Annotated in this window: 24 protein-coding genes; 14 read left to right on the top strand and 10 right to left on the bottom strand. The window is 65.8% G+C overall.

Annotated elements, in window-relative coordinates; translation table 11 throughout:
* Positions 1-6 precede the first annotated feature (6 nt).
* From FQV39_RS19850 to FQV39_RS19840, 3 genes are all read left to right on the top strand, one after another.
* Positions 7-201, top strand: coding sequence for a Trm112 family protein (locus FQV39_RS19850; protein ID WP_149131865.1), 195 nt, complete (start codon positions 7-9; stop codon positions 199-201).
* A gap of 64 nt (positions 202-265) precedes the next feature.
* Positions 266-535, top strand: coding sequence for a CopG family ribbon-helix-helix protein (locus FQV39_RS19845; RefSeq protein ID WP_149131864.1), 270 nt, complete (start codon positions 266-268; stop codon positions 533-535).
* Positions 532-837 (top strand): type II toxin-antitoxin system RelE/ParE family toxin, encoded by a 306-nt coding sequence (locus FQV39_RS19840; RefSeq protein WP_149131863.1) that lies wholly within the window; start codon positions 532-534, stop codon positions 835-837. The genes FQV39_RS19845 and FQV39_RS19840 overlap by 4 nt, the downstream gene beginning before the upstream one ends.
* Positions 838-845: 8 nt before the next feature.
* Here the strand turns inward: FQV39_RS19840 and FQV39_RS19835 are convergent, their stop codons facing one another.
* Positions 846-2,093, bottom strand: coding sequence for a ubiquinone biosynthesis hydroxylase (locus FQV39_RS19835; RefSeq protein WP_149131862.1), 1,248 nt, complete (start codon positions 2,091-2,093; stop codon positions 846-848).
* A gap of 119 nt (positions 2,094-2,212) precedes the next feature.
* Between FQV39_RS19835 and tesB the strand changes: the two genes are divergently transcribed.
* The 7 genes from tesB to FQV39_RS19800 all read left to right on the top strand — a co-directional run bounded on the left by tesB (position 2,213) and on the right by FQV39_RS19800 (position 10,945).
* Positions 2,213-3,079: an acyl-CoA thioesterase II gene (tesB, locus tag FQV39_RS19830; RefSeq protein ID WP_149133941.1), complete on the top strand. Its 867-nt coding sequence runs from the start codon at positions 2,213-2,215 to the stop codon at positions 3,077-3,079.
* Positions 3,080-3,315: 236 nt separating this feature from the next.
* Entirely contained in the window at positions 3,316-3,654 is a 339-nt protein-coding gene (locus FQV39_RS19825) for a P-II family nitrogen regulator (protein WP_149131861.1), read from the top strand.
* 27 nt (positions 3,655-3,681) lie between these two features.
* On the top strand, positions 3,682-5,160 hold the full coding sequence (locus FQV39_RS19820) for an ammonium transporter (RefSeq protein ID WP_149131860.1): 1,479 nt from the start codon (positions 3,682-3,684) through the stop codon (positions 5,158-5,160).
* Between the two features lie 225 nt (positions 5,161-5,385).
* Positions 5,386-7,959: a DNA translocase FtsK gene (locus FQV39_RS19815; RefSeq protein ID WP_149131859.1), complete on the top strand. Its 2,574-nt coding sequence runs from the start codon at positions 5,386-5,388 to the stop codon at positions 7,957-7,959.
* Between the two features lie 262 nt (positions 7,960-8,221).
* Positions 8,222-8,992 carry a LolA family protein gene (locus tag FQV39_RS19810; RefSeq protein WP_149131858.1) on the top strand — a complete coding sequence of 257 codons (771 nt, stop codon included), beginning with the start codon at positions 8,222-8,224 and terminating at the stop codon, positions 8,990-8,992.
* Between the two features lie 104 nt (positions 8,993-9,096).
* Complete coding sequence (gene xth, locus FQV39_RS19805) at positions 9,097-9,912, top strand: exodeoxyribonuclease III (RefSeq protein WP_149131857.1); 816 nt, start codon at positions 9,097-9,099, stop codon at positions 9,910-9,912.
* A 121-nt stretch (positions 9,913-10,033) separates the two neighbouring features.
* Positions 10,034-10,945, top strand: coding sequence for an EamA family transporter (locus tag FQV39_RS19800; RefSeq protein WP_248313074.1), 912 nt, complete (start codon positions 10,034-10,036; stop codon positions 10,943-10,945).
* A 15-nt stretch (positions 10,946-10,960) separates the two neighbouring features.
* Here the strand turns inward: FQV39_RS19800 and FQV39_RS19795 are convergent, their stop codons facing one another.
* Both FQV39_RS19795 and FQV39_RS19790 read right to left on the bottom strand, forming a co-directional pair.
* Positions 10,961-11,425, bottom strand: a complete 465-nt coding sequence (locus FQV39_RS19795) for a cyclic nucleotide-binding domain-containing protein (RefSeq protein WP_149131856.1) — start codon at positions 11,423-11,425, stop codon at positions 10,961-10,963.
* A gap of 3 nt (positions 11,426-11,428) precedes the next feature.
* The gene (locus tag FQV39_RS19790) at positions 11,429-12,115 is read right to left on the bottom strand and encodes a response regulator transcription factor (RefSeq protein ID WP_149131855.1); all 687 of its coding nucleotides are present in this window, start codon (positions 12,113-12,115) and stop codon (positions 11,429-11,431) included.
* Between the two features lie 82 nt (positions 12,116-12,197).
* On the opposite strand from FQV39_RS19790, the gene FQV39_RS19785 reads away from it, so the two are divergent.
* Positions 12,198-12,752, top strand: a complete 555-nt coding sequence (locus FQV39_RS19785; protein ID WP_149131854.1) for a L,D-transpeptidase family protein — start codon at positions 12,198-12,200, stop codon at positions 12,750-12,752.
* Between the two features lie 118 nt (positions 12,753-12,870).
* Here FQV39_RS19785 and FQV39_RS19780 read toward each other — a convergent pair whose 3' ends face one another.
* Complete coding sequence (locus FQV39_RS19780) at positions 12,871-13,536, bottom strand: YggS family pyridoxal phosphate-dependent enzyme (RefSeq protein ID WP_149131853.1); 666 nt, start codon at positions 13,534-13,536, stop codon at positions 12,871-12,873.
* Positions 13,537-13,689: 153 nt separating this feature from the next.
* Here FQV39_RS19780 and leuS point away from each other — a divergent pair, with 153 nt between their 5' ends.
* From leuS to holA, 3 genes are read left to right on the top strand one after another with little or no spacing between them, the layout of a single operon-like run.
* A complete protein-coding gene (leuS, locus tag FQV39_RS19775; protein ID WP_149131852.1) occupies positions 13,690-16,314 on the top strand; it encodes a leucine--tRNA ligase in 2,625 nt (874 codons plus the stop codon).
* The gene (locus FQV39_RS19770) at positions 16,301-16,834 is read left to right on the top strand and encodes an LPS assembly lipoprotein LptE (RefSeq protein ID WP_149131851.1); all 534 of its coding nucleotides are present in this window, start codon (positions 16,301-16,303) and stop codon (positions 16,832-16,834) included. The genes leuS and FQV39_RS19770 overlap by 14 nt, the downstream gene beginning before the upstream one ends.
* A gap of 6 nt (positions 16,835-16,840) precedes the next feature.
* A complete protein-coding gene (holA, locus tag FQV39_RS19765; protein WP_149131850.1) occupies positions 16,841-17,869 on the top strand; it encodes a DNA polymerase III subunit delta in 1,029 nt (342 codons plus the stop codon).
* Here holA and FQV39_RS19760 read toward each other — a convergent pair whose 3' ends face one another.
* The 6 genes from FQV39_RS19760 to rho form a co-directional block, all read right to left on the bottom strand.
* Entirely contained in the window at positions 17,870-18,751 is an 882-nt protein-coding gene (locus FQV39_RS19760; RefSeq protein WP_149131849.1) for a ParB/RepB/Spo0J family partition protein, read from the bottom strand.
* 32 nt (positions 18,752-18,783) lie between these two features.
* Positions 18,784-19,614 carry a ParA family protein gene (locus tag FQV39_RS19755; RefSeq protein WP_149131848.1) on the bottom strand — a complete coding sequence of 277 codons (831 nt, stop codon included), beginning with the start codon at positions 19,612-19,614 and terminating at the stop codon, positions 18,784-18,786.
* Positions 19,611-20,258 carry a 16S rRNA (guanine(527)-N(7))-methyltransferase RsmG gene (gene rsmG / locus FQV39_RS19750; RefSeq protein WP_149131847.1) on the bottom strand — a complete coding sequence of 216 codons (648 nt, stop codon included), beginning with the start codon at positions 20,256-20,258 and terminating at the stop codon, positions 19,611-19,613. The genes FQV39_RS19755 and rsmG overlap by 4 nt, the downstream gene beginning before the upstream one ends.
* On the bottom strand, positions 20,255-22,144 hold the full coding sequence (gene mnmG, locus FQV39_RS19745) for a tRNA uridine-5-carboxymethylaminomethyl(34) synthesis enzyme MnmG (protein WP_149131846.1): 1,890 nt from the start codon (positions 22,142-22,144) through the stop codon (positions 20,255-20,257). The genes rsmG and mnmG overlap by 4 nt, the downstream gene beginning before the upstream one ends.
* 75 nt (positions 22,145-22,219) lie before the next feature.
* Positions 22,220-23,548, bottom strand: coding sequence for a tRNA uridine-5-carboxymethylaminomethyl(34) synthesis GTPase MnmE (mnmE, locus tag FQV39_RS19740; RefSeq protein ID WP_149131845.1), 1,329 nt, complete (start codon positions 23,546-23,548; stop codon positions 22,220-22,222).
* 533 nt (positions 23,549-24,081) lie between these two features.
* Positions 24,082-25,347, bottom strand: coding sequence for a transcription termination factor Rho (gene rho, locus FQV39_RS19735; protein ID WP_149131844.1), 1,266 nt, complete (start codon positions 25,345-25,347; stop codon positions 24,082-24,084).
* Positions 25,348-25,493: the final 146 nt, after the last annotated feature.

The raw sequence follows: 25,493 nt of genomic DNA, 5'->3' as shown, positions 1-25,493 counted from the left end.
AACCGAATGACCGAAACCGATCACAGCACCCGCATCGACCCTAAGCTGCTCGAAATCCTGGTCTGCCCGCTGACCAAGGCGACGCTTGAATACGATGCGGCGAAGCAGGAGCTGATCAGCCGGGCCGCGAAGCTGGCCTATCCGATCCGCGACGGCATCCCGATCATGCTGCCGGAAGAAGCCCGGCCGCTGGAGGATTGAGGCCGTTTGGCTCGGCCCGGCCCTTGTGTTAGGATGTACACACATCAACACAAAGGTCGGGACGATGGCTGCGACGGAAACCATGACCATCCGGGTTTCGGCTGAAACGAAGCGCAAGCTCGAGCGCATCGCGGCGGGCACCCGGCGCTCCAAGTCCTTTCTCGCAGGCGAAGCGGTTTCGGCTTATGTCGACCGCGAGCTTCAGATCATTGAGGGAATCAAGCGCGGCCTGGTCGATGTCGAGGCCGGGCGGGTCGTGCCGCATGACGAGGTCATGACCGACGCTCGCCGCATCATCGCGGATGCGAGGCGCGGGAAAGCCGGCGGGGAATGAAGCCGGTCATCTGGTCTGATGACGCCCGGCGCGATTACCTCGACATCCTCGGATACATTGCCCAGGACAACCCGGATGCGGCCGAGCGGATCGTCGACGCCATCGAGCAGACCGGAAACGGGCTCGGTGAATTCGCGACCGGGCGACCCGGCCGCGTGAGCGGTACTTACGAGAAGCTGGTTCCCCGTCTGCCCTTTATCCTCGCCTATACCATCGCATTCCAAGGTGGACACGAGGTCGTCGCGATTCTGCGCGTCATCCACACGGCGCGTGATTGGCGCGAAGAGGATTGGCCCGCTTAAAGCAACCTCTACAGCGCCTCGCCGCGCAGCAGCCGCGGCGGCGCTCCGGCCACACCGGCCGCCTCGCGGATAAAGAAGCGCTTCAACCCCGGCAGCCGATCCACGACCCCCAGTCCGAAGTCGCGCGCCAGCCTGATCGGCGTCGCGTCGTTCGAGAACAGCCGGTTCAGCCCGTCCGTGACCGCGCCCATCGCCACCGTGTCGAAGCGTCGCGCCTTCTCGTAGTCCTCCAGCACGTCGAGCGAGCCGGGATCGAGCCCGAGCCGGGCCGCATCGACGATAGCCTCGGCCAGCGCCGCGACATCCTTGAGCCCGAGATTGAGACCCTGCCCGGCGATGGGGTGGATCAGATGCGCGGCATCGCCGAGCAAGGCGAATCGCTCGCCAACGAAACGCCGGGCGACGCCGAAGCCGAGCCGGTGCGCGCTCACCGCGCTTTCCAGCGCGATCTCGCCGAGTTCGAGCCCGAAGCGCGTCTCGATCTCGGCCAGCAGATCCGCGGCATCGAGCGAGAGCAGAGCCGGGACGTTCTCGGTCCTCTCGGTCCAGACGATCGACGAACGGTGGCCGAAGCGGCCGCCATCGGCCAATGGCAGGATGGCGAAGGGCCCGGAGGGCAGGAAATGCTCGACAGCCCGGCCGTGATGCGGGCGCTCATGCCCGATCGTGGCAACGATGCCGGACTGGCCATAGCCCCAGCCGACCCAGCCGATGCCAGCCTGCTCGCGCAGCTTCGAGCGTGCGCCATCGGCGGCAACCAGCAGCGTCGCTTGCACGCGCGAGCTATCGCCGAGGACGACCTCGACAGCCGCTTCTTCCGCCGTGAAACGGCGCACGCCGGTCGCGCGCAGCTCGACGCCCTCTCGCTCGCAGGCCGCCTTGAGTTCTGCGACCAGCGCGCCATTTTCGACCATGTGCGCAAAGGGCTGGCCGGGCTCGACCTCGCCGTCGAAGGTCAGGAAGACCGGGCGCACCACGTCATTTGTCCGGCTGTCCGAGACGATCATCTCCGTCATCGCCTGCGCCGAGCCCGCAACGGCGTCCCAGACGCCCAGCGTCTCCAGCATCGAACGGGCGCCGGCCGCCACCGCATAGGCGCGGTTGTCCGCACGCGGCGGCGCGGCGAGCGTCGGATCGGCCAGGGTGATCGCGAAGGCTCTGCCGAGCGCCTGCTTCAGTGCCAGCGCCAGGGTCAGCCCCGCGATCCCGCCGCCCGCGATGACGATGCGCGCGCCCGAATCCCGTTCGATGGCCATGCTGCTGCTCCTCTGGCGTCTTGACGGCACGGGACGCCTCGGTGCTGATGCGAGACGAACCGGCTGTTCCTGTGCGGGCGGCCGGCCGCTTCGTCAACCTGACCGCGATACCCGCCGCCATGTCCCAGATCAGCGCCTCCCTGACGGCGATCCTCGACCTCGAGCCACTCGAGCGCAACCTGTTCCGCGGTCGCAGTCCCAAGTCGACCTGGCCACGCGTCTTCGGCGGACAAGTGATCGCGCAGTCGCTCTATGCCGCCTGCAAGACGGTCGAGGACCGGCAGCCGCATTCGCTGCATGCCTATTTCCTGCTGCCCGGCGACCCTGAGATTCCGATCGTCTATGAGGTCGACCGGCTGCGGGATGGCCGTTCCTTCACGACACGGCGCGTGCTCGCCATCCAGAAGGGCGAGGCGATCTTCGCCATGTCCGCTTCCTTCCAGGTCGACGAGCCCGGCTTCGAGCACCAGATGCCGATGCCAAAAGTGCCGATGCCGGATGAGCTGCCTGATCGGGAGGAGATGGCGAAGAGCGTGCTGCCGCACATGCCGGACGCGGTGCAGGCCTATTATCAGCGCAAGCGGCCGATCGAGATCCGCCCCGTCGAGCTGGAGCGCTATCGCACCGGCGGCAAGATGGAGCCGAAATTCAACGTCTGGATCCGAGCCATGGAAACCCTCCCGGATGAACCGGCCTTCCATCAGAGCGTGCTGGCCTACGCCTCCGACCTGATGCTGCTCGATTCCAGCCTGATCGCGCACGGCACCACCGTCTTCGACCAGAAGATCCAGGGCGCCAGCCTCGATCACGCCCTGTGGTTTCATCGTCCGTTCCGGGCAGACGAGTGGCTTCTCTACTCGCAGGACAGCCCCTCGACCTCCGGCGCCCGCGGCTTCTCGCGCGGCCTCGTCTTCGACCGACAGGGCAGGCTCGTTGCCTCGGTTGCGCAGGAGGGGCTCATCCGTCCTCGGCCAGATCTGCGTTGACGCTATTTTGAGCGGTTGCCTCTCGCACGAGCTAATGCCTATTTATTAGGCTATCCTGCTGATCTCCTCACCGGTTTGTCGGTTTTTGCCCCCTGGATGCGCCCTCGCCGCTCCGGAAGCGGGTTGGCACGTCCCTTGAATTGCATGTTGCGACGCACTGCGCACGGCAGGGCGCGCGAGGTGCAACGAGATCGCCGGGGCTGACGACCGGGCGGCGCAGACGGGGAAACCCAGCCATGAAAATCGTGATGGCGATCATCAAGCCGTTCAAGCTGGAGGAGGTGCGCGACGGGCTCACCGCCGTCGGCGTCCACGGCCTGACGGTGACCGAGGTCAAGGGCTACGGCCGCCAGAAGGGTCATACGGAAATCTACCGCGGCGCCGAATATGCCGTGAGCTTCCTGCCGAAGATCAAGATCGAGGTTGCGGTCTCCGACGACCTCGTCCCGCAGGTGATCGAGGCGATCACCGCCGCGGCCCGCACCGGCCAGATCGGTGACGGCAAGATCTTCGTCTCATCGATCGAGAAGGCCGTGCGCATCCGCACCGGCGAGACCGACGCCGACGCCCTCTGAGCCCCGCCCCTTCAGGAGTTTTAGACGATGAATTTCAGGACTTCCCTGCGGGCCGGATTGATCGGCCTGTCTCTGGCGGCGCTTTCGGCCGGCGTCGCGCTGGCCCAGGCACCCGCCGCCGCACCGCCCGTTCCCAACAAGGGCGACGTCGCCTTCATGATGAGCTCGACGGTCCTCGTCCTGCTCATGACCATCCCGGGCCTCGCCCTCTTCTATGGCGGCCTCGTCCGTTCCAAGAACATGCTCTCGGTGCTGACCCAGGTCTTCGCCATCGTCAGCGTCGTCTGCATCCTCTGGGTGGCCTATGGCTATTCGCTCGCCTTCACCAATGGCGGCGGGCTGAACGACTTCGTCGGCGGCTTCTCGAAGGCCTTCCTCAGGGGCGTCGACGCGACGACCGTGGCCGGCACCTTCTCGAACGGGGTCTACATCCCCGAATTCGTCTATGTCTGCTTCCAGATGACCTTCGCCTGCATCACACCGGCGCTGATCGTCGGCGCCTTCGCCGAGCGCATGAAATTCTCGGCGCTGCTGCTGTTCACCGTGCTCTGGGTCACCTTCATCTATTTCCCGATGGCCCACATGGTCTGGTACTGGGGCGGGCCTGACGCGGTCGGCAACGCCGCCAAGGCGCTCGCCGAGGCCGGCGCGGATGGCAAGGCTGCGGCGCAGTCCGCGCTCGACGCGGTCAATGCCGATGCCGGCATGCTCTTCAAGTGGGGGGCGCTCGACTTCGCCGGCGGCACTGTGGTCCACATCAACGCGGGTATCGCGGGCCTCGTCGGCTGCGTGCTGATGGGCAAGCGCATCGGCTTCGGCAAGGAACTGATGGCGCCGCATTCGCTGACCATGACCCTGATCGGCGCCGCGCTGCTCTGGGTTGGCTGGTTCGGCTTCAACGCCGGCTCGAACCTTGAGGCGAACGGCACCGCCGCGCTCGCCATGATCAACACCTTCGTCGCCACGGCAGCCGCCGCGCTGGGCTGGCTGTTCGTCGAATGGGCGGTCAAGGGCAAGCCCTCGATGCTCGGCATGGTCTCGGGCGCGGTCGCCGGCCTCGTTGCCGTCACCCCGGCCGCCGGCTTCGCCGGTCCGATGGGCTCGATCGTCCTCGGACTCGTCGTCGGTGTCGTCTGCTTCGTCTTCTGCACGACGGTGAAGAACGCGCTCGGCTACGACGACTCGCTCGACGTCTTCGGCATCCACTGCATCGGCGGCATCATCGGCGCGATCGCGACCGGCATCCTGGTCAACACCGCTCTCGGCGGCGCCGGCATCCCGGACTATTCGAGCAAGCCCGGCGAGCTCGCCGTCGGTGCCTACGAGTTCGGCCCCGCCGTGATGTCCCAGATCAAGGCGGTGCTGTTCACGCTGGTGTTCAGCGGCGTCGGCTCGGCGATCCTCTACAAGATCGTCGACGTGATCGTCGGTCTGCGGGTCACCTCCGACCAGGAGCGCGAGGGCCTCGACATCGCCGAGCACGGCGAGCGCGCCTACAGCATGTGATCCCTCACAGGTTTCACGTGAATCCCGGACCCCGGCGGGCGACCGCCGGGGTCTTTTCTTGCCATCGGCAGCTCGGCACGGTCCGGGTCCGCAACCTGCCGACAACCGACGGCAGGAGGCGGTGGATAGCTTTCAAGGTTAAGCGGGTCTTAACCTCGCCTTCCTAACCTCTCGCTGATGGCCGGAATGATGCGGCCCGACAGTCCGGACACGACCTGAAGCCGCATGCGCACCATTCGCCGCTCCCAATCGCTCATGGACCGCCTGCCCGATCCGGTGCGGGAGTTCCTGTCGCGCCGCGCCTCGGAGCTGACCGGGCTCGGCGTGCTGGCCCTGATGGTCGCTGTCGCGGTCGCGCTGGCGAGCTGGTCGGTCGATGACCCCAGCCTGAACAACGCGACCAGCGGTGCCGTCCGCAACTGGCTCGGGCGCCCCGGCGCCATGATCGCCGATCTCTTGATGCAGCTCATCGGCCTCGGCGTCATCGCCCTGCTGTTCCCGCCGATGATCTGGGCGCTGCGGTTGGTCCGCTTCCACCTCTTCGATCGCGGCGCGCTGAAGCTCGGCCTCTGGGTCGTCGGCATCGCCGCGACCGCCGCCGTCGCCAGCGCCTTGCCGGCGACCCCGCGCTGGCCGCTCCCGACCGGCATGGGCGGCGTCATCGGTGACGGCCTGCTCTTCGGCACGCGCAATATCGCCGGCATCGCCGGCAGCGCTGTCGGCAGCCTCGTCGGCTTCCTCTATGCCGGCATCGCCATTCTCGCTGTCACCGCTGCCGCCGGCTTCGGCTTCGTTACCGACGACGATCCCGCGCTCGATGGCGACGAGGCGGAGGACAGCTGGTCGGATGGCGAGGAACGTCGCGACGACGAGCCCGGCATCACCGTCATTCTGATCGGCTGGCTGGCCCATGGCGCCATGGCGCTGCGCGCCGCCATCCTGCGCCGCCTGCCGCAGCCGCCCCAGCCCGCCGTCGATACCGGCATTCTCCCGGCCGACACCAACGGACGCGTCCGGCGCGAGCCGCAATTCGGCGAGGCGCCTGCTGGCCGCCGCAACCTTCCCGATTTCGATCCCGAGCCGCTTCCGGGTGCCCGTCCCGCTATTGCAAAGGGCCGGGCTCCGGATGACATCGACGCGCCCTTCGATCTCGACGACGAGCCGCAGGATCTGCGTGACCTCAACGCGCCGCGCGTAGCCATGCCACGCTCCGCACCGAAGCCCGGCAAGCGCATGCAGCGCGAAGCACAGCCCTCGCTCCTCGATCGGGAGGGGTTCGAGCTGCCGCCGCTGACCTATCTGGCAGAGCCGAAGAAGGTCGCGGCCAGCGCCGTCTCGACCGATGCGCTGGAGCAAAACGCGACGCTGCTCGAAGGCGTGCTCGAGGATTTCGGCGTGCGCGGCGAGATCACGCAGGTTCGCCCCGGCCCGGTTGTGACGCTGTACGAGCTTGAGCCTGCCCCGGGCACCAAAAGCTCTCGCGTGATTTCTCTTGCCGACGACATCGCGCGTTCGATGAGCGCGGTCTCGGCCCGTGTGGCGGTGGTGCAGGGCAAGAACGCCATCGGCATCGAACTGCCCAACAGCAAGCGCGAGACCGTCTTCCTGCGCGAATTGCTCGCCAGCCAGGATTTCGAGGCGACCAAGCACAAGCTGGCTTTGTGCCTCGGCAAGACCATCGGCGGCGAGCCGGTGATCGCCGATCTCGCCCGCATGCCGCATCTGCTCGTCGCCGGCACCACCGGCTCGGGCAAGTCGGTCGCCATCAACACCATGATCCTGTCGATCCTCTACCGGCTGAAACCGGAGGAATGCCGCCTGATCATGGTCGACCCCAAGATGCTCGAGCTCTCGGTCTATGACGGCATCCCGCATCTGCTCACCCCCGTCGTCACCGACCCGAAGAAGGCGGTCGTCGCCCTGAAATGGGCGGTGCGCGAGATGGAGGAGCGCTACAAGAAGATGTCGAAGCTCTCGGTGCGCAACATCGACGGCTTCAACGCCCGGGTCGGCGAGGCCAAGGCCGCCGGCGAGATCATCACCCGCACGGTCCAGACCGGCTTCGACAAGCATTCCGGCGAGGCGATCTATGAGGAGGAGGTCATGGACCTCGAGCCTCTGCCCTATATCGTCGTCATCGTCGACGAGATGGCCGACCTGATGATGGTCGCCGGCAAGGAGATCGAGGGCACGATCCAGCGCCTCGCCCAGATGGCCCGCGCCGCCGGCATCCATGTCGTCCTGGCGACGCAGCGCCCGTCGGTCGACGTTATCACCGGCACGATCAAAGCGAATTTCCCGACCCGGATCTCCTTCCAGGTCACCAGCAAGATCGATAGTCGCACGATCCTCGGCGAGATGGGCGCCGAGCAATTGCTCGGCCAGGGCGACATGCTCTACATGGCCGGCGGCGGGCGCATCACCCGCGTGCACGGCCCCTTCGTCTCGGATGCCGAGGTCGAGAAGGTCGTGGCGCATCTCAAGACGCAGGGCCGGCCGCAGTACCTCGACGCCGTCACCTCCGAGGAGGAGGAAGCCGGCGAGGACGAGGACGGCGCCGTGTTCGATCGCACGGGCATGGGTTCGGCCGAGAGCGACGACCCCTATGAGCAGGCCGTCGCCGTCGTCCTGCGCGACAAGAAGGCCTCGACCTCCTACATCCAGCGCCGCCTCCAGATCGGCTACAACCGCGCCGCCTCGATCATGGAGCGCATGGAGAACGAGGGCATCGTCGGACCCGCCAACCACGCAGGCAAGCGCGAGATCCTGGTGGAAACCCAGAATCAGCACGACGAATAGGGCGGATGGCCGCCTGGACCTTGCGATTGCCCGGAACGGTCCTCAAATTGCCATCAGGACAGTGCAACCTTTGCGGCATCGACGGGTTGGCTCCCTGTAGGCGGCGAAGGCGGCCGATCGAGTCCGCGGCGCCGGCCGAGACCAGAAGCGCCGTGACGGCACAGGGAGTGAGGCAGACTTGCTCATGAGATGGAACCCGGCGTTGCGGGCTTCGGCAGTGGCTTTGATGGCGCTCGGTTGCAGCACCGCGGCGGAGTCGCTCATGGCCCAGCCGATGCAGTTGCAACCGCCAGCGGCCGCAACCAAGCCCGTCGTGGCCAAGCCGCGCCCGATTCCGCTGCCGCCCATCCGCCCCGCAGGTCTCGGCCTGCCCCGTACCGCCGCGGCGGAAGCGCCGGCGGCCGAGCCGGCTGCGGCGGCTGCTCCGGCAACAACCGCCGCGCCGTCGGCGCAGACTCCCCGCCCCACCGCCCCCGCCAAGGCCCGCACCGGCGTGCCGGCGACGCAGGAGGAGGCGATCGAGCGGCTCAACGCCTATCTCAACAGCTTCAGCTCGCTGCAGGGCAATTTCATCCAGTTCGCCGCTAATGGCCGGCGGCTCGAAGGGCGCGTCTATATCCAGCGTCCGGGCAAGATGCGCTTCGAATACGAGCCGCCCGTCACCACCGAGGTCATCGCCGACGGCACCTCGGTCGCCGTGCGCGACAAGCGCCTGGCGACGCAGGACATCTACTCGATCGGCCAGACGCCGCTGAAATTCCTGGTGCGCGAGCGCATGGACCTCGCGCGCGAGGGCACCCTCACCGGTGCCAGCATCGACGGTGATATCCTCTCCGTGCGAATTGAGGACCGCTCCACGCTGGGCGGCACCTCGAAGATCACGCTGAAGTTCGACCTTGTCGCCAATGAGCTGAGACAATGGATCGTGGTCGATCCGCAGGGCTACGAGACCTCGGTCGCACTCTACAATCTCGACACCCAGCGCCGCCCCGATCCGAAGAAATTCGTGATCGATTACCAACGCACGCTCTGATAGCGCGGCCCTTTCAACGGGCTGGCTGAGGGACATCGCGTCGGGGCTTGCCTTTTGCGCCCCGACGACCCAGTTTCCGGCCTCCTTCCCGCCGGAATTCTCGCGTGCAACTCACCGTCACCAGTTGGAACATCAACTCCGTCCGCTTGCGCATCGGCATGGTCGGCGAGTTCCTGAACACCTACGCCCCCGACGTTCTCTGCCTGCAGGAGACCAAGACGCCGGACGAACAGTTTCCGGCCAAGGCCTTCCATCAGCTCGGCTACGTCCATCAGGCCTTCATCGGCCAGAAGGGCTACAACGGCGTCGCCATCGTCTCGAAGCTGCCCTTCAGCAAGAAGGAGGCGATGTCGATGTGCGGCCGCAACGACGCCCGGCACATGACCGTGACGCTCGACAAAGCGGCCGGCGCCGCCGCCGGCATCGCTATCCATAACTTCTACATCCCGGCCGGTGGCGACATTCCCGACCCCGCGAAGAACGAGAAATTCGCCCACAAGCTTGCCTTCCTCGACGAGCTCGGCGCCTGGGGCGTGACGAAGAAACCGACCGACCGGCCCGCGATCCTCCTCGGCGACCTCAACATCGCCCCCCTCGAGCACGACGTCTGGAGCCACAAGCAGCTTCTCGACGTGGTCAGCCACACACCGATCGAGACGACGACGCTGGAGCGGCTGCGCAGCGAGATCGGCTGGACCGACGCGGCTCGCGCGCTGCGCCCCGAGCCCGAGAAGCTCTATTCCTGGTGGAGCTACCGCGCGCAGGACTGGGAAGCATCGAACAGGGGCCGCCGACTCGACCATATCTGGCTCTCGGACGCGCTGAAGCCGACGCTGCGCGACCTCGCCTTCCTGCGCGAAGCGCGCGGCTGGGAGCGTCCCTCCGACCATGTCCCGGTGACGGTGACGCTGGAACTCTGACAAGCTCTTCGGGCCCCCGGCGCCTGAGCGGGCAGCGTTCCGGCCATGCCGGGCGGTCCTAACGGGCCGCCGTTGCATCGTGATATAGCCGCGGCAGTTTTCATCGCCGTGGCCGAAGCCGTTGCAACCCTCCACCTCCCTTTCTCTGCGCGATGCGCTCCTCACCCTCGCGGTGATGGTGGTCTGGGGCACCAATTTCGTCGTCATCCGCGTCGGCGTCGACCATTTCCCGCCATTGCTCTTCGCCTGCCTGCGCTTCACTTTCGCGCTGCTGCCGGCCGTCTTCTTCCTCAAACGGCCGCCCGTTCCCTGGAGCAAACTCGCCGCCTACGGCTTCTTGATCGGTGCCGGCCAGTTCGGCCTACTGTTCATCGCGATCAAGGGCTTCATCACCCCGGGCCTCGCTTCGCTGGTGATACAGTCGCAGTCCTTTTTCACGATTCTCCTTGCCGCCGCGATCACGCGTGAGCGCGTCCAGCCCTTCCAGATCGCCGGCCTACTGCTGGCCGCCGTCGGGATCGGTGTCATTCTCTGGCATACCGACGGCACCACGACGCCCCTCGGGATCGCCCTCATCCTCGCTGCGGCACTGTGCTGGGCCGGCGGCAACATCGTGGCGCGCAGCACTCCTGGCGTCGACATGCTGGCCTATGTCGTCTGGACCAGCCTCTTCGCCGTGCCGCCCCTCTTCATCATGTCCTGGCTCATCGAGGGTTGGCCGGCGATTCGCGACGGCCTGACCGGGGCCCCGCTCGCCGCCTGGGCAGCCGCACTCTGGCAGGCCATCGGCAACGTCATGTTCGGCTTTGCCGTCTGGGGCTGGCTGCTCTCGCGCTATGCCGCGGCGACCATCGCGCCAACAGCACTGCTGGTCCCGGTCTTCGGCATGGGTGCCGCCGCCATCTGGCTGGGCGAGCCCTTGCCGGGCTGGAAATTCCTTGCCGCCGGTCTGGTGCTGTCCGGCCTGTGCATCAACATCCTCTGGCCGCGATTCGCGGCGATCCGCGCCGCCAGGCATCCGCCTTCATCCTGAGGACGCGCAGCGTCCCTACTTGCGGTCGATCGCGGCGAGCGCCTCTTGTACGGCCGAGAGCTCACCGACGAAGCCCCGCAGCCTGTCGCCGATCGCCGAGGCGATCGCCTCAGCCGAATCCGGCGATTCGCCGAGCACGCGCCGCATCACGCTGCGCGGCAGCCGCATGACCTGCGTCGGCTCGCGCGCGATGGCGGTGACCTGCCGCGGCAGCGAGGTGAAGAGAGCAAGCTCGCCGATCATGGCGCCGGGGCCGATGATCTCTTGCGCCGGCTGGCCGTCACCCTGCGTCGTGACCGCGATCGCGCCCGACACCACCAGAACCGCCCCGTCCGAAGGCTCGCCGGCGCGGAACAGCACGTCACCGGCGCGCAGGATGCGGCTTTCCGCCGCGAAGGCGAGCAATCGCAGCGCATCGCGCTCCATCAGGCTCAGCAGCGGCTGCCGAGCCAACAGTGCCATATCGTCGTCGAGTGCCATCCGTCAGGGATTCAGCCGATAGCCGCCGGCATCGGTAACGAGCAGGCGGGCATTGCCGGGATCCGGCTCGATCTTCTGGCGCAGTCGGTAGATATGCGTCTCGAGCGTGTGGGTCGTGACCTGGCTGTTGTAGCCCCAGACCTCCTGCAGCAGCACCTCGCGCGCGATCGGCTTGCGGCCGGCGCGGTAGAGGAAGCGCAGGATCGCGGTCTCCTTCTCGGTGAGCTTGGTCTTCGAGCCCTTTTCGCTGACGAGCAGCTTCGATCCGGGGTGAAAGGTGTAGGGGCCGACCTGAAAAATCGCGTCCTCGCTCGCCTCGTATTGCCTTAAGTGCGCGCGGATGCGCGCCAGCAGGACGGCGAACTTGAACGGCTTCACCACATAGTCGTTGGCGCCGGCCTCGAGCCCCAGCACCGTGTCGGCGTCCGAGCCCTGGGCCGTCAGCATCACGACCGGGCTCTTGAAGCCGTTCTTGCGCATCACCTTGACCGCCTCGCGCCCGTCCATGTCGGGCAGGCCGACATCCATGACGACGAGGTCGACCCGCTCCCCTTGGACGGCCTTCACGGCAGCCGCAGCGTTGCCGGCCGTCGACAGCCTGAACTCCTCGTAGAGAGCCAGCTGCTCAGCCAAGGCATCGCGCAGGGTCTGGTCGTCATCGACCAGGAGAATATGATGGACGACGGACATAGGGCGGTTCGCTCGGACGCAATCGTTACGGCAACATGAGCCCGCTGAGTCGTCATCGCAAGTCAGGCAGCCAGGAATCCCCTTGAGAAACCGCCCTTCCTTCCCCGCCGACCCGCGCAAACTATCCTCGCTGCGGGTCTTCGCCTCCGTCCATGACCGCCGCAAGGGCTTCCTGATCGCCGGCTCGGCGGTGTTCCCCTGTGCCCTCGGCCGCTCCGGCATCCGCACCGATAAGCGCGAGGGCGATGGCGGCACACCCCGTACCAGCCTACCGCTGCGCAGCGTGTTCTACCGCGCCGACCGCCTCGCCCGGCCGCGCACCCAGCTGCCGCTGAAGCGGATCGGGCCACGCGACGCCTGGTGCGACGATATGAAGGACCGCCGCTACAATCGCCTGATCGACCGCCCGCCTGGAGAGGCCGAGGAGCGCCTGCAGCGCGAGGACCATCTCTACGACGTCATCGTCGAGCTCGGCTGGAATGATCGGCCGGTGATTCGCGGGCGCGGTAGCGCGATCTTCTGGCATCTCGCCCGCCCGGGCTTCACGCCCACCGCCGGCTGCGTCGCGGTCGAGGGGCATGTCTTCGCCAAGGTGCTGCCGCGGCTGGCGAAGCGCTGCGTCATACAGGTCCGGTGATCTCTGCCCGTCATTCTCGGGCGACCGCAGGGCGATCCGAGAATGACGGGCCGGAAGAGGCGCTGGAGCCTCCGCGTCGCGAGATAGTCGGGTCAAGCCCGACTATGACGGCAAGCTCTTACCCCCGCGCCCCAAAGATCGCGCTGCCGACGCGCACATAGGTTGCGCCAAGCTGGATCGCCGCCTCGTAATCGGCGCTCATGCCCATCGACAGGCCCTTGAGCCCGTTGCGGGCGGCGATCTTGGCGAGCAGGCCGAAATGCGGCGAGGGCGGCTCCTCCGCTGGGGGGATGCACATCAGCCCCTCGATCGCGAGACCGTGAACGTCGCGGCAGCGGGTAATGAACGCGTCGGTATCGGCGGGCAGGACGCCGCCCTTTTGCGGCTCCTCGCCGGTATTGACCTGCACGAACAGCCGCGGTGCCTTGCCGGCCCGCGCGATCTCGCGCGCCAGCTCCTTCGCCAGGCTTTCCCGATCGAGCGACTGGATGACGTCGAACAGCTCCACCGCCTCGCGCGCCTTATTCGACTGCAGCGGACCGATCATGTGCAGTTCGGCATCGGGAAAGCGTTCTTTCAGCGCGGGCCACTTCGCCTTGGCCTCCTGGACATAATTCTCGCCGAAGATGCGCTGCCCAGCCTCCAGCGCTTCCATGATCTGCTCGGCCGGCTTGGTCTTGGAGACGGCGACCAGCGAGACCGAACCCGGCCTGCGCCCGAAATCGCGTTCGGCGCGGCCGATCGCCGCCCGGATTTCAGCCAAACGCGTAACCGTATCGCTCATCTGCCAGCCTCTCATGCCCTGCGCGCCGTTGACCGCGTGCGCGCAATGGTGTCCTAGAGCAGGTTGCAAGATTCCGACATCCGGTTTTTGCATTCAGCCCCTGCGCCGGCCTGCCTCCGGGAGCCGGCAAACCGCCAAGAATTGCCCGCTGACATGGCCGTCGAACGTTACAATCCGAAAGAGTCCGAGCCGAAATGGCGCACCGTCTGGGAAGAGCGCAAGCTTTTCGAGACGAAGAACGACGATACGCGGCCGAGCTACTACGTCCTCGAGATGTTCCCCTACCCGTCGGGGCGCATCCATATGGGCCATGTCCGCAACTATGCGATGGGCGACGTGGTCGCGCGCTACAAGCGCGCCAAGGGTTTTTCGGTGCTGCACCCGATGGGCTGGGACGCCTTCGGCCTGCCTGCCGAGAACGCGGCCAAGCAGAAGAACGTGCATCCACGCGAATGGACCTACGCAAACATCGCGACCATGCGTGGCCAGCTCAAGTCGATGGGCCTGTCGCTCGACTGGAGCCGCGAGCTCGCGACCTGCGACCCCAGCTACTACCGCCACCAGCAGAAGATGTTCCTGGACTTCCTCAAGGCCGGGCTGGTCGACCGCAAGACCGCCAAGGTCAACTGGGACCCGGTCGATGAGACCGTGCTGGCCAACGAGCAGGTCATCGACGGGCGCGGCTGGCGCTCCGGCGCGCCGGTCGAGATCCGCGAGCTGACCCAGTGGTTCTTCAAGATCACCGAGTATGGCCAGGAGCTGAATGACGCGCTCGACGGTCTGACCCGCTGGCCCGACAAGGTCCGGCTGATGCAGAAGAACTGGATCGGCCGTTCCGAGGGCCTGCTGGTTCGTTTCGCTCTCGAATCGAACCCGGCCGGCCAGGACGAAGTCGAAGTCTACACCACCCGCCCTGACACGCTGTTCGGTGCCAGGTTCGTCGCTGTCGCCCCGGATCACCCGATCGCCAAGGCCATGGCCGCGAACAATCCGGAACTGCAGGCCTTCATCGAGGAATGCAAGCGCACCGGCACGGCGCAGGAAGCCATCGACAAGGCCGAGAAGCTTGGCTTCGACACCGGCCTGCGCGCCGTCCACCCCCTGGACCCGAACTGGACGCTGCCGGTCTATGTCGCCAACTTCATCCTGATGGAGTACGGCACCGGCGCCATCTTCGGCTGCCCGGCGCATGACCAGCGCGACCTCGACTTCGTCAACAAGTATGGCCTGGGTAATACCCCGGTGGTAGCGCCGGAAGGTACCGATCCGGCCAGCTTCGTCATCACCGACACCGCCTATGACGGCGACGGCCGGATGATCAATTCCCGCTTCCTCGACGGTATGACCATCGCGGAAGCCAAGGAGGAGGTCGCGCGCCGCCTCGAAAGCGAGACGCGCGGCAATCGCCCGGTCGGCCAGCGCAAGGTCAATTTCCGCCTGCGTGACTGGGGCATCTCGCGCCAGCGCTACTGGGGCTGCCCGATCCCGGTCATCCATTGTTCCGACTGCGGAACGATTCCGGTGCCGGATGCCGATCTCCCCGTGCAGCTGCCGGACGACGTCTCCTTCGACAAGCCGGGCAACCCGCTCGATTATCATCCGAGCTGGAAGCACGTCGCCTGCCCGCAATGCGGCAAGCCGGCACGCCGCGAGACGGACACGATGGACACCTTCGTCGATTCGTCCTGGTACTTCGCCCGCTTCACCGATCCGTGGCGGACGGAGAGCCCGACCGACCGCAAGGCGGTCGATCGCTTCCTGCCGGTCGACCAGTACATCGGCGGCGTCGAGCACGCGATCCTGCACCTGCTCTATTCGCGCTTCTTCACCCGCGCGATGAAGAAGACCGGCCATGCCGGGCTCGACGAGCCCTTCGCCGGCCTCTTCACCCAGGGCATGGTCGTGCACGAGACCTATCGGGCCGCGAATGGCGACTGGGTTGAGCCGGGCAATGTCCGCATCGAAGTCGCCGGCAACGACCGCCGGGGCTTCGACGTCGAGACCGGCGCTCCGATCGAGATCGGCGCGATCGAGAAGATGTCGAAGTCCAAGAAGAACGTCGTGGACCCCGACGACATCATCGCCTCCTACGGCGCCGACACCGCCCGCTGGTTCATGCTCTCCGATTCCCCGCCCGATCGTGACGTGATCTGGACGGATGAGGGCGTGCAGGGCGCCGCCCGCTTCGTTCAGCGTCTGTGGCGCCTCGTCGCGGAGATCGCCGAACGCACCGGTGGCAAGGCGGAGAAGCCCGCCCAGATCGGTGACGCCGCACTGGCGCTACGCAAGGCAAGCCACCGCGCGCTCGATGCCGTCGGCGCCGATATCGAGCGTCTCGCCTTCAACCGCTGCGTCGCCCACGTCTACACGCTGACCAACGCCATCGGTAAGGCGCTTGATGCTGCGGCCGAGAAGGCCGAGCTCGATGCCGATATCGCCTTCGCCCTCCTTGAGGCCGCCACGATCGTCACCCAGCTTGTGGCGCCGATGATGCCGCATCTGGCCGAGGAATGCTGGCAGGTGCTGGGCCAGGCTGGCCTCGTCGGTGAAGCCTCCTGGCCGGAGGTCGAGCCCGCGTTGCTGAAGGATGACAGCATCACGCTGCCGGTCCAGCTCAACGGCAAGAAGCGCGCGGAGGTGACGGTTCCAGCCGATGCCGATACGGTGGCGGTGGAAGCCGCTGTGCGCGCCAACGAAGCGGTGCTGCGGGCTCTCGAAGGGCGCGCTATCCGCAAGATCATCGTGGTTCCCGGGAGAATCGTGAATGTCGTCGTCTGAAGCCGTTCTCCCCCGCCGTGCGCTGCTCGCGGCGGCGCTTGCCGCCGCGGCTCTGGCGGGCGGCTGCTTCCGGCCGCTTTATGCCGAGCAGACGACGAGCACGGTTGGCGGCAGCGTCAAGACGGCGCTGCGCAGCATCGAGATTCCCGAGATCAAGGGCCTGATGGGTCAATACTTCCGCAACGAGCTCGTCTTCGAGCTCGATGGCGGCGGCGAGCCCGATGCCCAGAGGAAGCTGAAGCTCGAAGCGAATCTCGCGGAATCGGTCGAAGTCGTCACGGTCGACTACGCCGCCGGGCGTGCCGATTCGGCGGTGCTCGTCGCCACCGCAACCTGGAAAGTGACGCGCATCGGGACAGGTGAGGTCGTCTCCTCCGGCACCAATTCCGTGCGCGCGCCCTATGAGCGTTCCTCGCAGCGTTTCGCCACGGTGCGCGCGGCGCGTGACGCCCAGATCCGCGCTGCGAAGAACCTTGCCACGATCGTCCGGGGACAGATCGCCGCCGATCTCACCTCCTGACCGGTCATGGTCGCGATCAAGGCGCATGAAGCCGAACGGACACTGGCGCGCCTTGATCCGGCCTGGCGCCTCATCCTGATCTACGGGCCCGACGCCGGGCTCGTCTCCGAGCGGGCAGGCACATTGGCCCGCACAAGCGTCGACGATCCCAACGATGCTTTCCAGCTCATCCGCATGGATGGCGACGCTATTGCCGCCGACCCGCTGAAGCTCGCTGACGAAGCCAACACCATCGGCCTTTTCGGCGGCCGCCGCGCAATCCGCGTCTCTCCGACATCCAAACCCCTGCTGGCAGCCGTCGAGCCCCTGCTGGCGGCGCCCTCGCAGGATGCCATCGTCATCGTCGAGGCGGGCGATCTGCAGCGCACAAACCCGCTGCGCACCGCCTGCGAGAAGGCGAAGACCGCTTTGGCCGTACCCTGCTATGGCGACGCTGCCCGCGATCTCGGCTCGATCATCGACGAGATGGTGCGGGCTGCCGGCAAATCGATCGACCGCACCAGCCGTGAGCATCTCGCCGGCCTCCTCGGCGGCGACCGTCAGACCTCGCGGCGCGAAATCGAGAAGCTCTTGCTCTATGTCGGAGCCGAGCCCGCCATCAGGGACGAGCATATCGACGCCATTGTCGGCGACACCGCCCAGCGCGAGCAGGCCATGCTCGTTGATGCGGTCTTTGCTGGAAAGCTTCCGGTGCTCGACCTCGCTCAGGCCAAGCTCAGCAGCGAAGGGCTCGATCCCGGCGTCATGCTTGGCGCAGTGCTGCGCCAGGCGCTGTCCTTGCTCAAGGCGCGCCAGTCGATCGACGCCGGGCGAGGACTGCGAGATGTTGTCGGGACGATGCGCCTGCCCTACCCACGCATTGCAACGACTGAAGCCGCGTTGAATGCCTGGTCCAGCGCCAAGCTGAGCGAAGCTGTCGGCCTGCTCGGCAATGCGATCCTGACCACACGCCAGAATACCGATATGGGCCGCGCTGTCGCAACCCGCACCCTGTGGACCTTGGCCCGGCTCGCCCGCAGCGGCCGGCCCGAGTGATCAGGCCTTGAGCCGATGGCAGAGCGCGTCGAGCTGTTCGAGCGTCTTGTAGCCGATCCGAACGTCTCCTGAGCCGTTGGCGCGATGCGCAATCGAGACTGAGAGACCAAGCGCTTCCTCCAGCGCCTTCTCAAGCGCCCGCGTATCCGGGTCCTTCTCGACCTTAGGCTTGGATACGACGGCGCTCTTTGTCTCGCCGCGCGCTTCTTCCTGCACGACGCGCTCGATATCGCGGACGCTCATGCCTTCGTCGACGATCTTGCGCGCCATCAGTTCCGGATCCGAAACGGAAAGCAGGGCGCGGGCGTGACCGGCCGAAACTGCACCCTCGCTCACCATCTTGCGCACGGCTTCCGGCAGCTTCGACAGGCGCAGCGTATTGGCGACATGGCTGCGACTCTTGCCGATGACGCGTGCCAGATCGTTCTGCGTATAGCCAAACTCGGCGATCAGCCGCTCATAGCCAGCCGCCTCTTCGATCGCGTTGAGGTCCGAGCGCTGGACGTTCTCGACGATCGCGATTTCCAGCGCTTCGCGGTCATCAGCCTCGACAAGGATCACCGGCACGTCGTGCAGTTCGGCGCGCTGTGCCGCGCGCCAGCGTCGCTCTCCGGCGATAATTTCGTAGGCGTCGACCATGCCCGGGATCGAGCGCACGATGATCGGCTGCAGAATGCCCCGCTCGCGGACCGAGGCTGTCAGCTCCTCCAGATCATCCTCGGCAAAGCTGCGGCGTGGGTTGCGCGCGCTCGGACGCAGGAATTCGACCGGAACCTTGCGCTGGCCGCGCGCCCTTTCGATTGCGCCGATTTCCTCCCCGACGTCGCCGATCAGCGCCGCCAGACCGCGGCCAAGGCGGGAACGCCCCTGTTCTTCGGCCATCGCCATCCTCGTTACCTCTGCTTTCTCGTTAATTAGGCGGCGGCGCGCAGGGCGCGCTCCCGCTTGATCACCTCCGACGCCAATCGCAGATAGGCCTGCGAACCCGAGCAGCGCAGATCATAGAGCAGCGCCGGCTTGCCATAGGACGGCGCCTCGGAAATCCGCACGTTGCGTGGGATCACAGTCTCATAAACCTTGTCACCAAGGAAACTCTTCACATCAGCCATGACCTGACCCGACAGATTATTGCGCGGGTCGAACATGGTCAGCACCACGCCTTGGATGATCAGCCGCGGATTGAGCCCGGCGCGAACCTGCTCCACCGTCTTGAGCAGCTGGCTCAGACCTTCGAGCGCGAAGAACTCGCACTGCAGCGGCACCAACACCGCATCAGCCGCCGTCATCGCATTGATGGTGATCAGGCTGAGCGAAGGCGGGCAATCGATCAGGACATAGGTCAGGTCCTGGCAGCGCTGGTCATAGCACAATTCATCGATCGCATTCTTCAACCGATGCGCGCGATCCTTCGCCGAGGCGATTTCCAGCTCGACGCCGAGCAGGTCGAGCGTGGAAGGCGCCAGCGACAGGCCGGGCACGGCGGTCGGCTGGAGTGCCTGCCCCAAGCCGACATCCCCGCAGAGGACATCGTAGGTCGAGGATTTCCGACTGCGGCGATCGACCCCAAGCCCGGTGGAGGCATTCCCCTGCGGGTCGAGGTCGACGATCAGGACCTTCTCGCCAATAGCGGCCAGCGCAGTGCCAAGGTTGATCGCCGTGGTCGTCTTGCCGACGCCACCCTTCTGATTCGCAAGCGCGATGACGCGCGGGCGGCGCTTCGCAGCTCCAGATGTGACCTCAGTCATGGATCGGCTCGTCTCTCGGCCGAACGAACCATCAGGATTCGCGCGGCGGCATCTGTTACGGAGGAAACCGTTGTCGCCTGAATCTTCCAATATCTGGCTGAGTCGGTCAATTCCGCATCTAGATGTTGTCCCTTGGGAAAGAGCCCCAAAGAGCCGGTTCTCAACAACTCTTCGCACCAGTCGAGAAGCTGCGTCAGCGGTGCGAGCGCGCGGGCCGTCACCACATCGACCTTGCCGGTAAAATCGCCGATCACATCCTCGATCCGCGCGGCATGGACCTTGACCGGCGCCCCGGTGATCCGCGCCGCATGACGCAGAAAGGCGCATTTGCGGGCGTTGCTCTCGACGAGGTCGATTTGGCCACGACCGCGCTCCGCCAGGCAGATGCCGATCACCAGCCCCGGAAAACCGCCGCCGGAACCGAGATCGAGCCAGCGTTCGCGCTCCGGCGCGAGGCTGAAAATCTGGAGGGAGTCCGCAATATGACGCGTCCAGACGTCCGCCAGCGTCGTGGAAGAGACGAGATTCTTGGCCGCCTGCCAGCGCTCGAGTTCCGCCACGAGCAGCGCCAGGCGCTCCTGTGTTTCACGTGAAACAGGCGTCAAGCGCAAAGCGCGTTGCCTGTCGCTCTTTTCAACAGTCACGTCGATCCTGTGGATAACAGCGCCGGAGCCCGGCTCTTTCGCGCATGCGCCGCCAGCAGTGCCAGAGCCGCCGGCGTCATTCCTTCGATCTTGCCGGCCTGCGCCAAATCAGCTGGACGCTGCGCGGCGAGCTTGGCCTTGAGCTCGTTCGACAGGCCAGAGATGGTGTCGAGGTCGAGATCAGCCGGAACTTTCAAAGCCTGATCGCGCCGATAGGCCTGGATCTCGGCAGCCTGCCGATCGAGATACACCGCATAGACCGCATCCGCCGTGACGCGAGCCGCAACAGAAGCCGAATTGCCCTGCAGCTCGGGCCAGATCGCAGCGAGCCGCTCGAATCCAACATCCGGATAGGACAAGATCTGGTAGGCGCTGCGCCGCAGCCCATCCTGGTTGAGCTGCAATCCGACGGCTTCGGCCTGCCGAGGCGTCAGCCACAGGCTCTGCAAGGTCTCGCGCAATCGCGCGATCTCGCCGTGGCGTGCTTCGAAAGCCGCCTGGCGGGCTGAGCCAACGACGCCAAGCTTTGCTCCAAACGCCGTCAGCCGCTCATCAGCGTTATCGACGCGCAGCGACAGGCGGAACTCCGCGCGCGAGGTGAACATTCGATACGGTTCCGTAACGCCGCGCGTGACGAGGTCGTCGACGAGGACGCCGATATAGGATTGCGTCCGATCAAACACGACCGGCTCAGCGCCGCCGGCGAGGCGCGCCGCATTGAGCCCTGCAAGCAATCCCTGAGCGCCGGCCTCCTCATAACCGGTCGTGCCATTGATCTGACCGGCCAGGAACAGGCCGGCGATGGCGCGCGTCTCAAGCGTGTTCTTCAGGGCGCGCGGATCGACAAAGTCATACTCGATCGCATAGCCCGGCCGCAGCATCACTGTGCTTTCGAGACCGGGAATCGTCCTCAGAAGGCCGAGCTGGACGTCCTCTGGCAGCGAGGTGGAGATGCCGTTCGGATAGACCGTGTCATCGTCGAGGCCCTCGGGCTCCAGGAAGATCTGGTGTCCGTCGCGATCGCCGAAACGTCCGACCTTGTCCTCGATCGACGGGCAATAGCGCGGGCCGCGGCCCTCGATCTGCCCCGAAAACATCGGCGCACGATGTAGATTGGCCCGGATCAGCTCATGGCTCGCCAAGGTCGTGCGCGTGATCCCGCAAGAGATCTGCGGATTGGTGATTGTCTTGGTCAGGGCCGAGAACGGTTCCGGCGGTTCGTCGCCCGGCTGCATCTCAAGTGCCGCCCAGTCGATGGTGCGGCCGTCAAGCCGGGGAGGGGTTCCGGTCTTCAATCGCCCGAGCGGGAAACCGTAGCGCTCAAGCGTCGCCGAAAGTCCGAGCGATGGCGCCTCGCCAACCCGCCCGGCTGGAATCTTGGTCTCTCCGATATGGATCAGACCGCGCAGGAAGGTCCCAGTCGTCAGCACGACCGTTCCGGTTCCGAATCGGCGGCCATCCGCAAGGACGACCGCAACCACGCAGCCGGCTTCGATCTCGAGATCGAAGACCTCGCCGGCGATGATATCGAGCCCGGCCTGTTCGCCGAGCAGATCCTGGACCGCCTGGCGATAGAGCTTGCGATCAGCCTGGGCGCGCGGGCCCCGCACCGCCGGCCCCTTGCGGCGATTGAGCATCCGGAACTGGATGCCGCCGAGATCGGCTGCACGCGCCATCACGCCGTCAAGCGCATCGATCTCCCGGACGAGATGGCCCTTGCCGAGACCACCGATCGCCGGATTGCACGACATCACGCCAATGGTCTCAGGCTTGTGCGTCACCAATGCCGTGCGCGCACCATAGCGCGCCGCAGCCGCCGCTGCTTCGGCCCCGGCATGGCCGCCGCCGACGACGATGACGTCGTAGTGCTGCTGATGAGTGGACATGGCATTTTCGCTAGCGAAGCCGGGGAGGCGGGTCAACGGCAATCGCGGCAAACCGAGCGGATCATCAGCCTGGGCTTACTTCCCGATGCAGAATCCAGCGAAGAGCTGGTCGAGCACATCCTCGACATCGATGCGGCCGACCAGCCTCTCCAGAGCGACGACGGCCAGGCGGATATCCTCCGCCAGCAATTCGCCCTGGCCATGATCGGCGGTGACCGCGCGCTCCAGAGCCGCGATGGCATCGGTTACGGCGACGCGGTGACGCTCGCGGGTCAGCAGCGCCGGTTCCGCCTGACCCAGCCGGCGCAGCCGCACCACGATCTCCGACAGCAGATCCGGGATGCCCTCTCCGGTCTTCACGGAGATCGCACGTTCGCCACCCAGAACCTCGCCACCCAGATCGGATTTCGTCGCGATCCGCAGCAGCGAAGCCTCTTCGTCGATTCGATACGTATCCGAATCGACTCCGCGCAGGCTGAGGACGAGATCGGCGCGCTCCACCAGCGCCCGCGCTCGCCTGACCCCTTCCGCCTCGATCGGATCGGTACTGTCGCGCAGGCCCGCGGTATCGATCAAGATGACGGGCAGACCATCCAGGTCGAGCCGCACTTCCAGGGCATCGCGCGTCGTGCCGGCGATAGGCGAGACGATAGCAACCTCTCGCCGCGCCAAGGCGTTGAGCAGGCTCGACTTGCCGGCATTGGGCGGCCCGGCCAACACGATCACAAAGCCCTCCCGCACGCGCTCACCCATCGCAAAGCTGCCTAGCGCCTCACGCAGCGAGATCAGCACATCGCCGGCAATCCCGAGTGCCTGTTCCTGAAGCGGACCGGAAACATCGCCCTCATCCGAGAAATCAAGCTCGGCGGCGAGCAGGCTCATCGCCTCGATCAGCTCTCCGCGCCAGCGCTTGGCGACTGCACCGAGGGCGCCATCCATCTGGCGCAACGCCTGCTTGCGCTGCCATTCCGTTTCCGAATCGATCAGGTCGGCTAGACCCTCAACCGCGGCGAGATCGAGCTTACCGGCCTCGAAGGCACGCCGGGTAAATTCCCCGGCTTCCGCCAGTCTGACTCCCGGTAGTGCCGTGAGTATGACCAGCAATTGCGCAAGAACTGCCCGGGAACCATGGACATGGAACTCCGCGACATCCTCGCCAGTGAAGCTCGCCGGCGCGGCAAAGAACAGAACCAACGCCGTATCGACGGTCATACCTTTTCCATCCGCCAGGCGACGCAGTGTCGCGATGCGGGGCGCCGGTATGACTCCCGCCACGGTTTCAAGAACGGAACGTACCCGCGGGCCGGAAACCCTCACGACCGCGACGCCCGCCCGGCCAGGTGCCGAAGACAGAGCCACGATCGTCGGGTGGGCTTCGGGGGTATGCGTCTCGGTCGCCGTCATGCTGATCGTTCGCTGCTCGATCTCAAGGATGCCGGCACAGCTGTGCCTTGCCCGGGCGGCGCGTCAAGCGCGCACCCGTCGTCGATGGTATTCGCCGCATCCAAACGGAGTTCGCAGAAGTATGGGGAGATCAACTCAGCTGTGATCCCATTTCGTTTCGATAGCGAATCGAGTCTTTTTGGGGCGCTTCTGAAAGCGCCAGTCGGTCGTAACGGAAGTGAATCGACTAGAGCATGCTGCGTTTTCACTGGCAGGCGGGTCATCCTCGCTGGAGCCCTCCGGTCCGATCTTTGATCGACCCAAGGATAAACGCGGCGCAGAGCCGGGGTGCTGAACCTTGATTCGTGACGCTCGGCATGGATCCCGGGTCAAGCCCGGGATGACGGCTGGGTTCCGCGTCAAATCAGCGGGCTCTAGTGTCGACTGGTGTAACCGACGACGCGCCGCGACACCCTCAAACGAATTCGCCGCCGTACCGACCGCTTTCGCGCGATCGATACGGCGGCGAATCGAATGCCGGGTCGGCAGACCCGTCAGGTGTTCATCGAGTCGAAGAAATCGGAGTTCTGCTTGGTCTGACGCAGCTTGTCGATGAGGAACTCGATCGCGTCCTGCGGGCCCATCGGATTGAGGATGCGGCGCAGCACATAGGTCTTCTGCAGGTCGGACCGCGGCGTGATGAGCTCCTCCTTGCGGGTACCCGACTTGAGGATGTCGATCGCCGGGAAGATGCGCTTGTCGGCCACCTTGCGGTCGAGCACGATTTCCGAGTTGCCGGTGCCCTTGAACTCTTCGAAGATCACCTCGTCCATGCGCGAGCCGGTGTCGATCAGCGCGGTGGCGACGATGGTGAGCGAACCGCCTTCCTCGATATTGCGCGCCGCGCCGAAGAAGCGCTTGGGACGCTGCAGGGCGTTGGCGTCGACACCGCCGGTCAGCACCTTGCCCGAGGACGGAACCACGGTGTTGTAGGCGCGGCCGAGGCGGGTGATCGAGTCCAGCAGGATGACGACGTCGCGGCCATGCTCGACCAGGCGCTTGGCCTTCTCGATCACCATCTCCGCGACCTGGACGTGGCGCGAGGCCGGTTCGTCGAAGGTCGAGGACACGACCTCGCCCTTCACCGAGCGCTGCATGTCGGTGACTTCCTCGGGACGCTCATCGATCAGCAGAACGATCAGATAGCACTCGGGATGATTGGTCGTGATCGACTGCGCGATGTTCTGGAGCAGGACAGTCTTGCCGGTCCGCGGCGGCGCGACGATCAGCGCGCGCTGGCCCTTGCCGACCGGCGCGACGATGTCGATGACGCGCGGCGAAAAATCCTTCTTCGTCGGATCCTGCACCTCGAGCTTGAGCCGCTCATCCGGGTAGAGCGGCGTCAGGTTGTCGAAGTGGATCTTATGCTTGATCTTCTCCGGGTCCTCGAAATTGATCGAGTTGACCTTGAGCAGGGCGAAATAGCGCTCGCCATCCTTCGGGCTGCGGATTGGACCCTCGACCGTATCGCCGGTGCGCAGGCCGAACTTCCGGATCTGCGAGGGCGAGACGTAGATGTCGTCCGGTCCCGGCAGATAGTTCGAATCGGAGGAGCGCAGGAAGCCGAAGCCGTCCTGCAGGACCTCGACCACGCCCTCGCCCAGGATCTCGGTCTCGCGAGCCGCGAGCTGCTTCAGGATGGCGAACATCAGCTCCTGCTTGCGCATGGTGCTGGCGTTCTCGACCTCCACCCCCTCGGCGAAGGTCAGAAGTTCGGTTGGCGATTTGATCTTGAGCTCTTGGAGCTTGATTTCCCGCATGGGGCACCCGGATCGTGAACGCCCTGCGAACAGGCAGGGGTGGGGACGGTACTGGAGTGATCGACTTCGGTCCTGACCGGACCTGCGCGTGGGTTACGCGACATGAGCTGCTGCTAGGGCAGATGGCTCACGAACAGTCGACAACA

This window comes from Bosea sp. F3-2 (assembly GCF_008253865.1).
Classification (GTDB): Bacteria; Pseudomonadota; Alphaproteobacteria; order Rhizobiales; family Beijerinckiaceae; genus Allobosea.
Note: the sequence above shows the minus strand (reverse complement) of the source record. Positions and strands in the feature narration are given on the sequence as shown.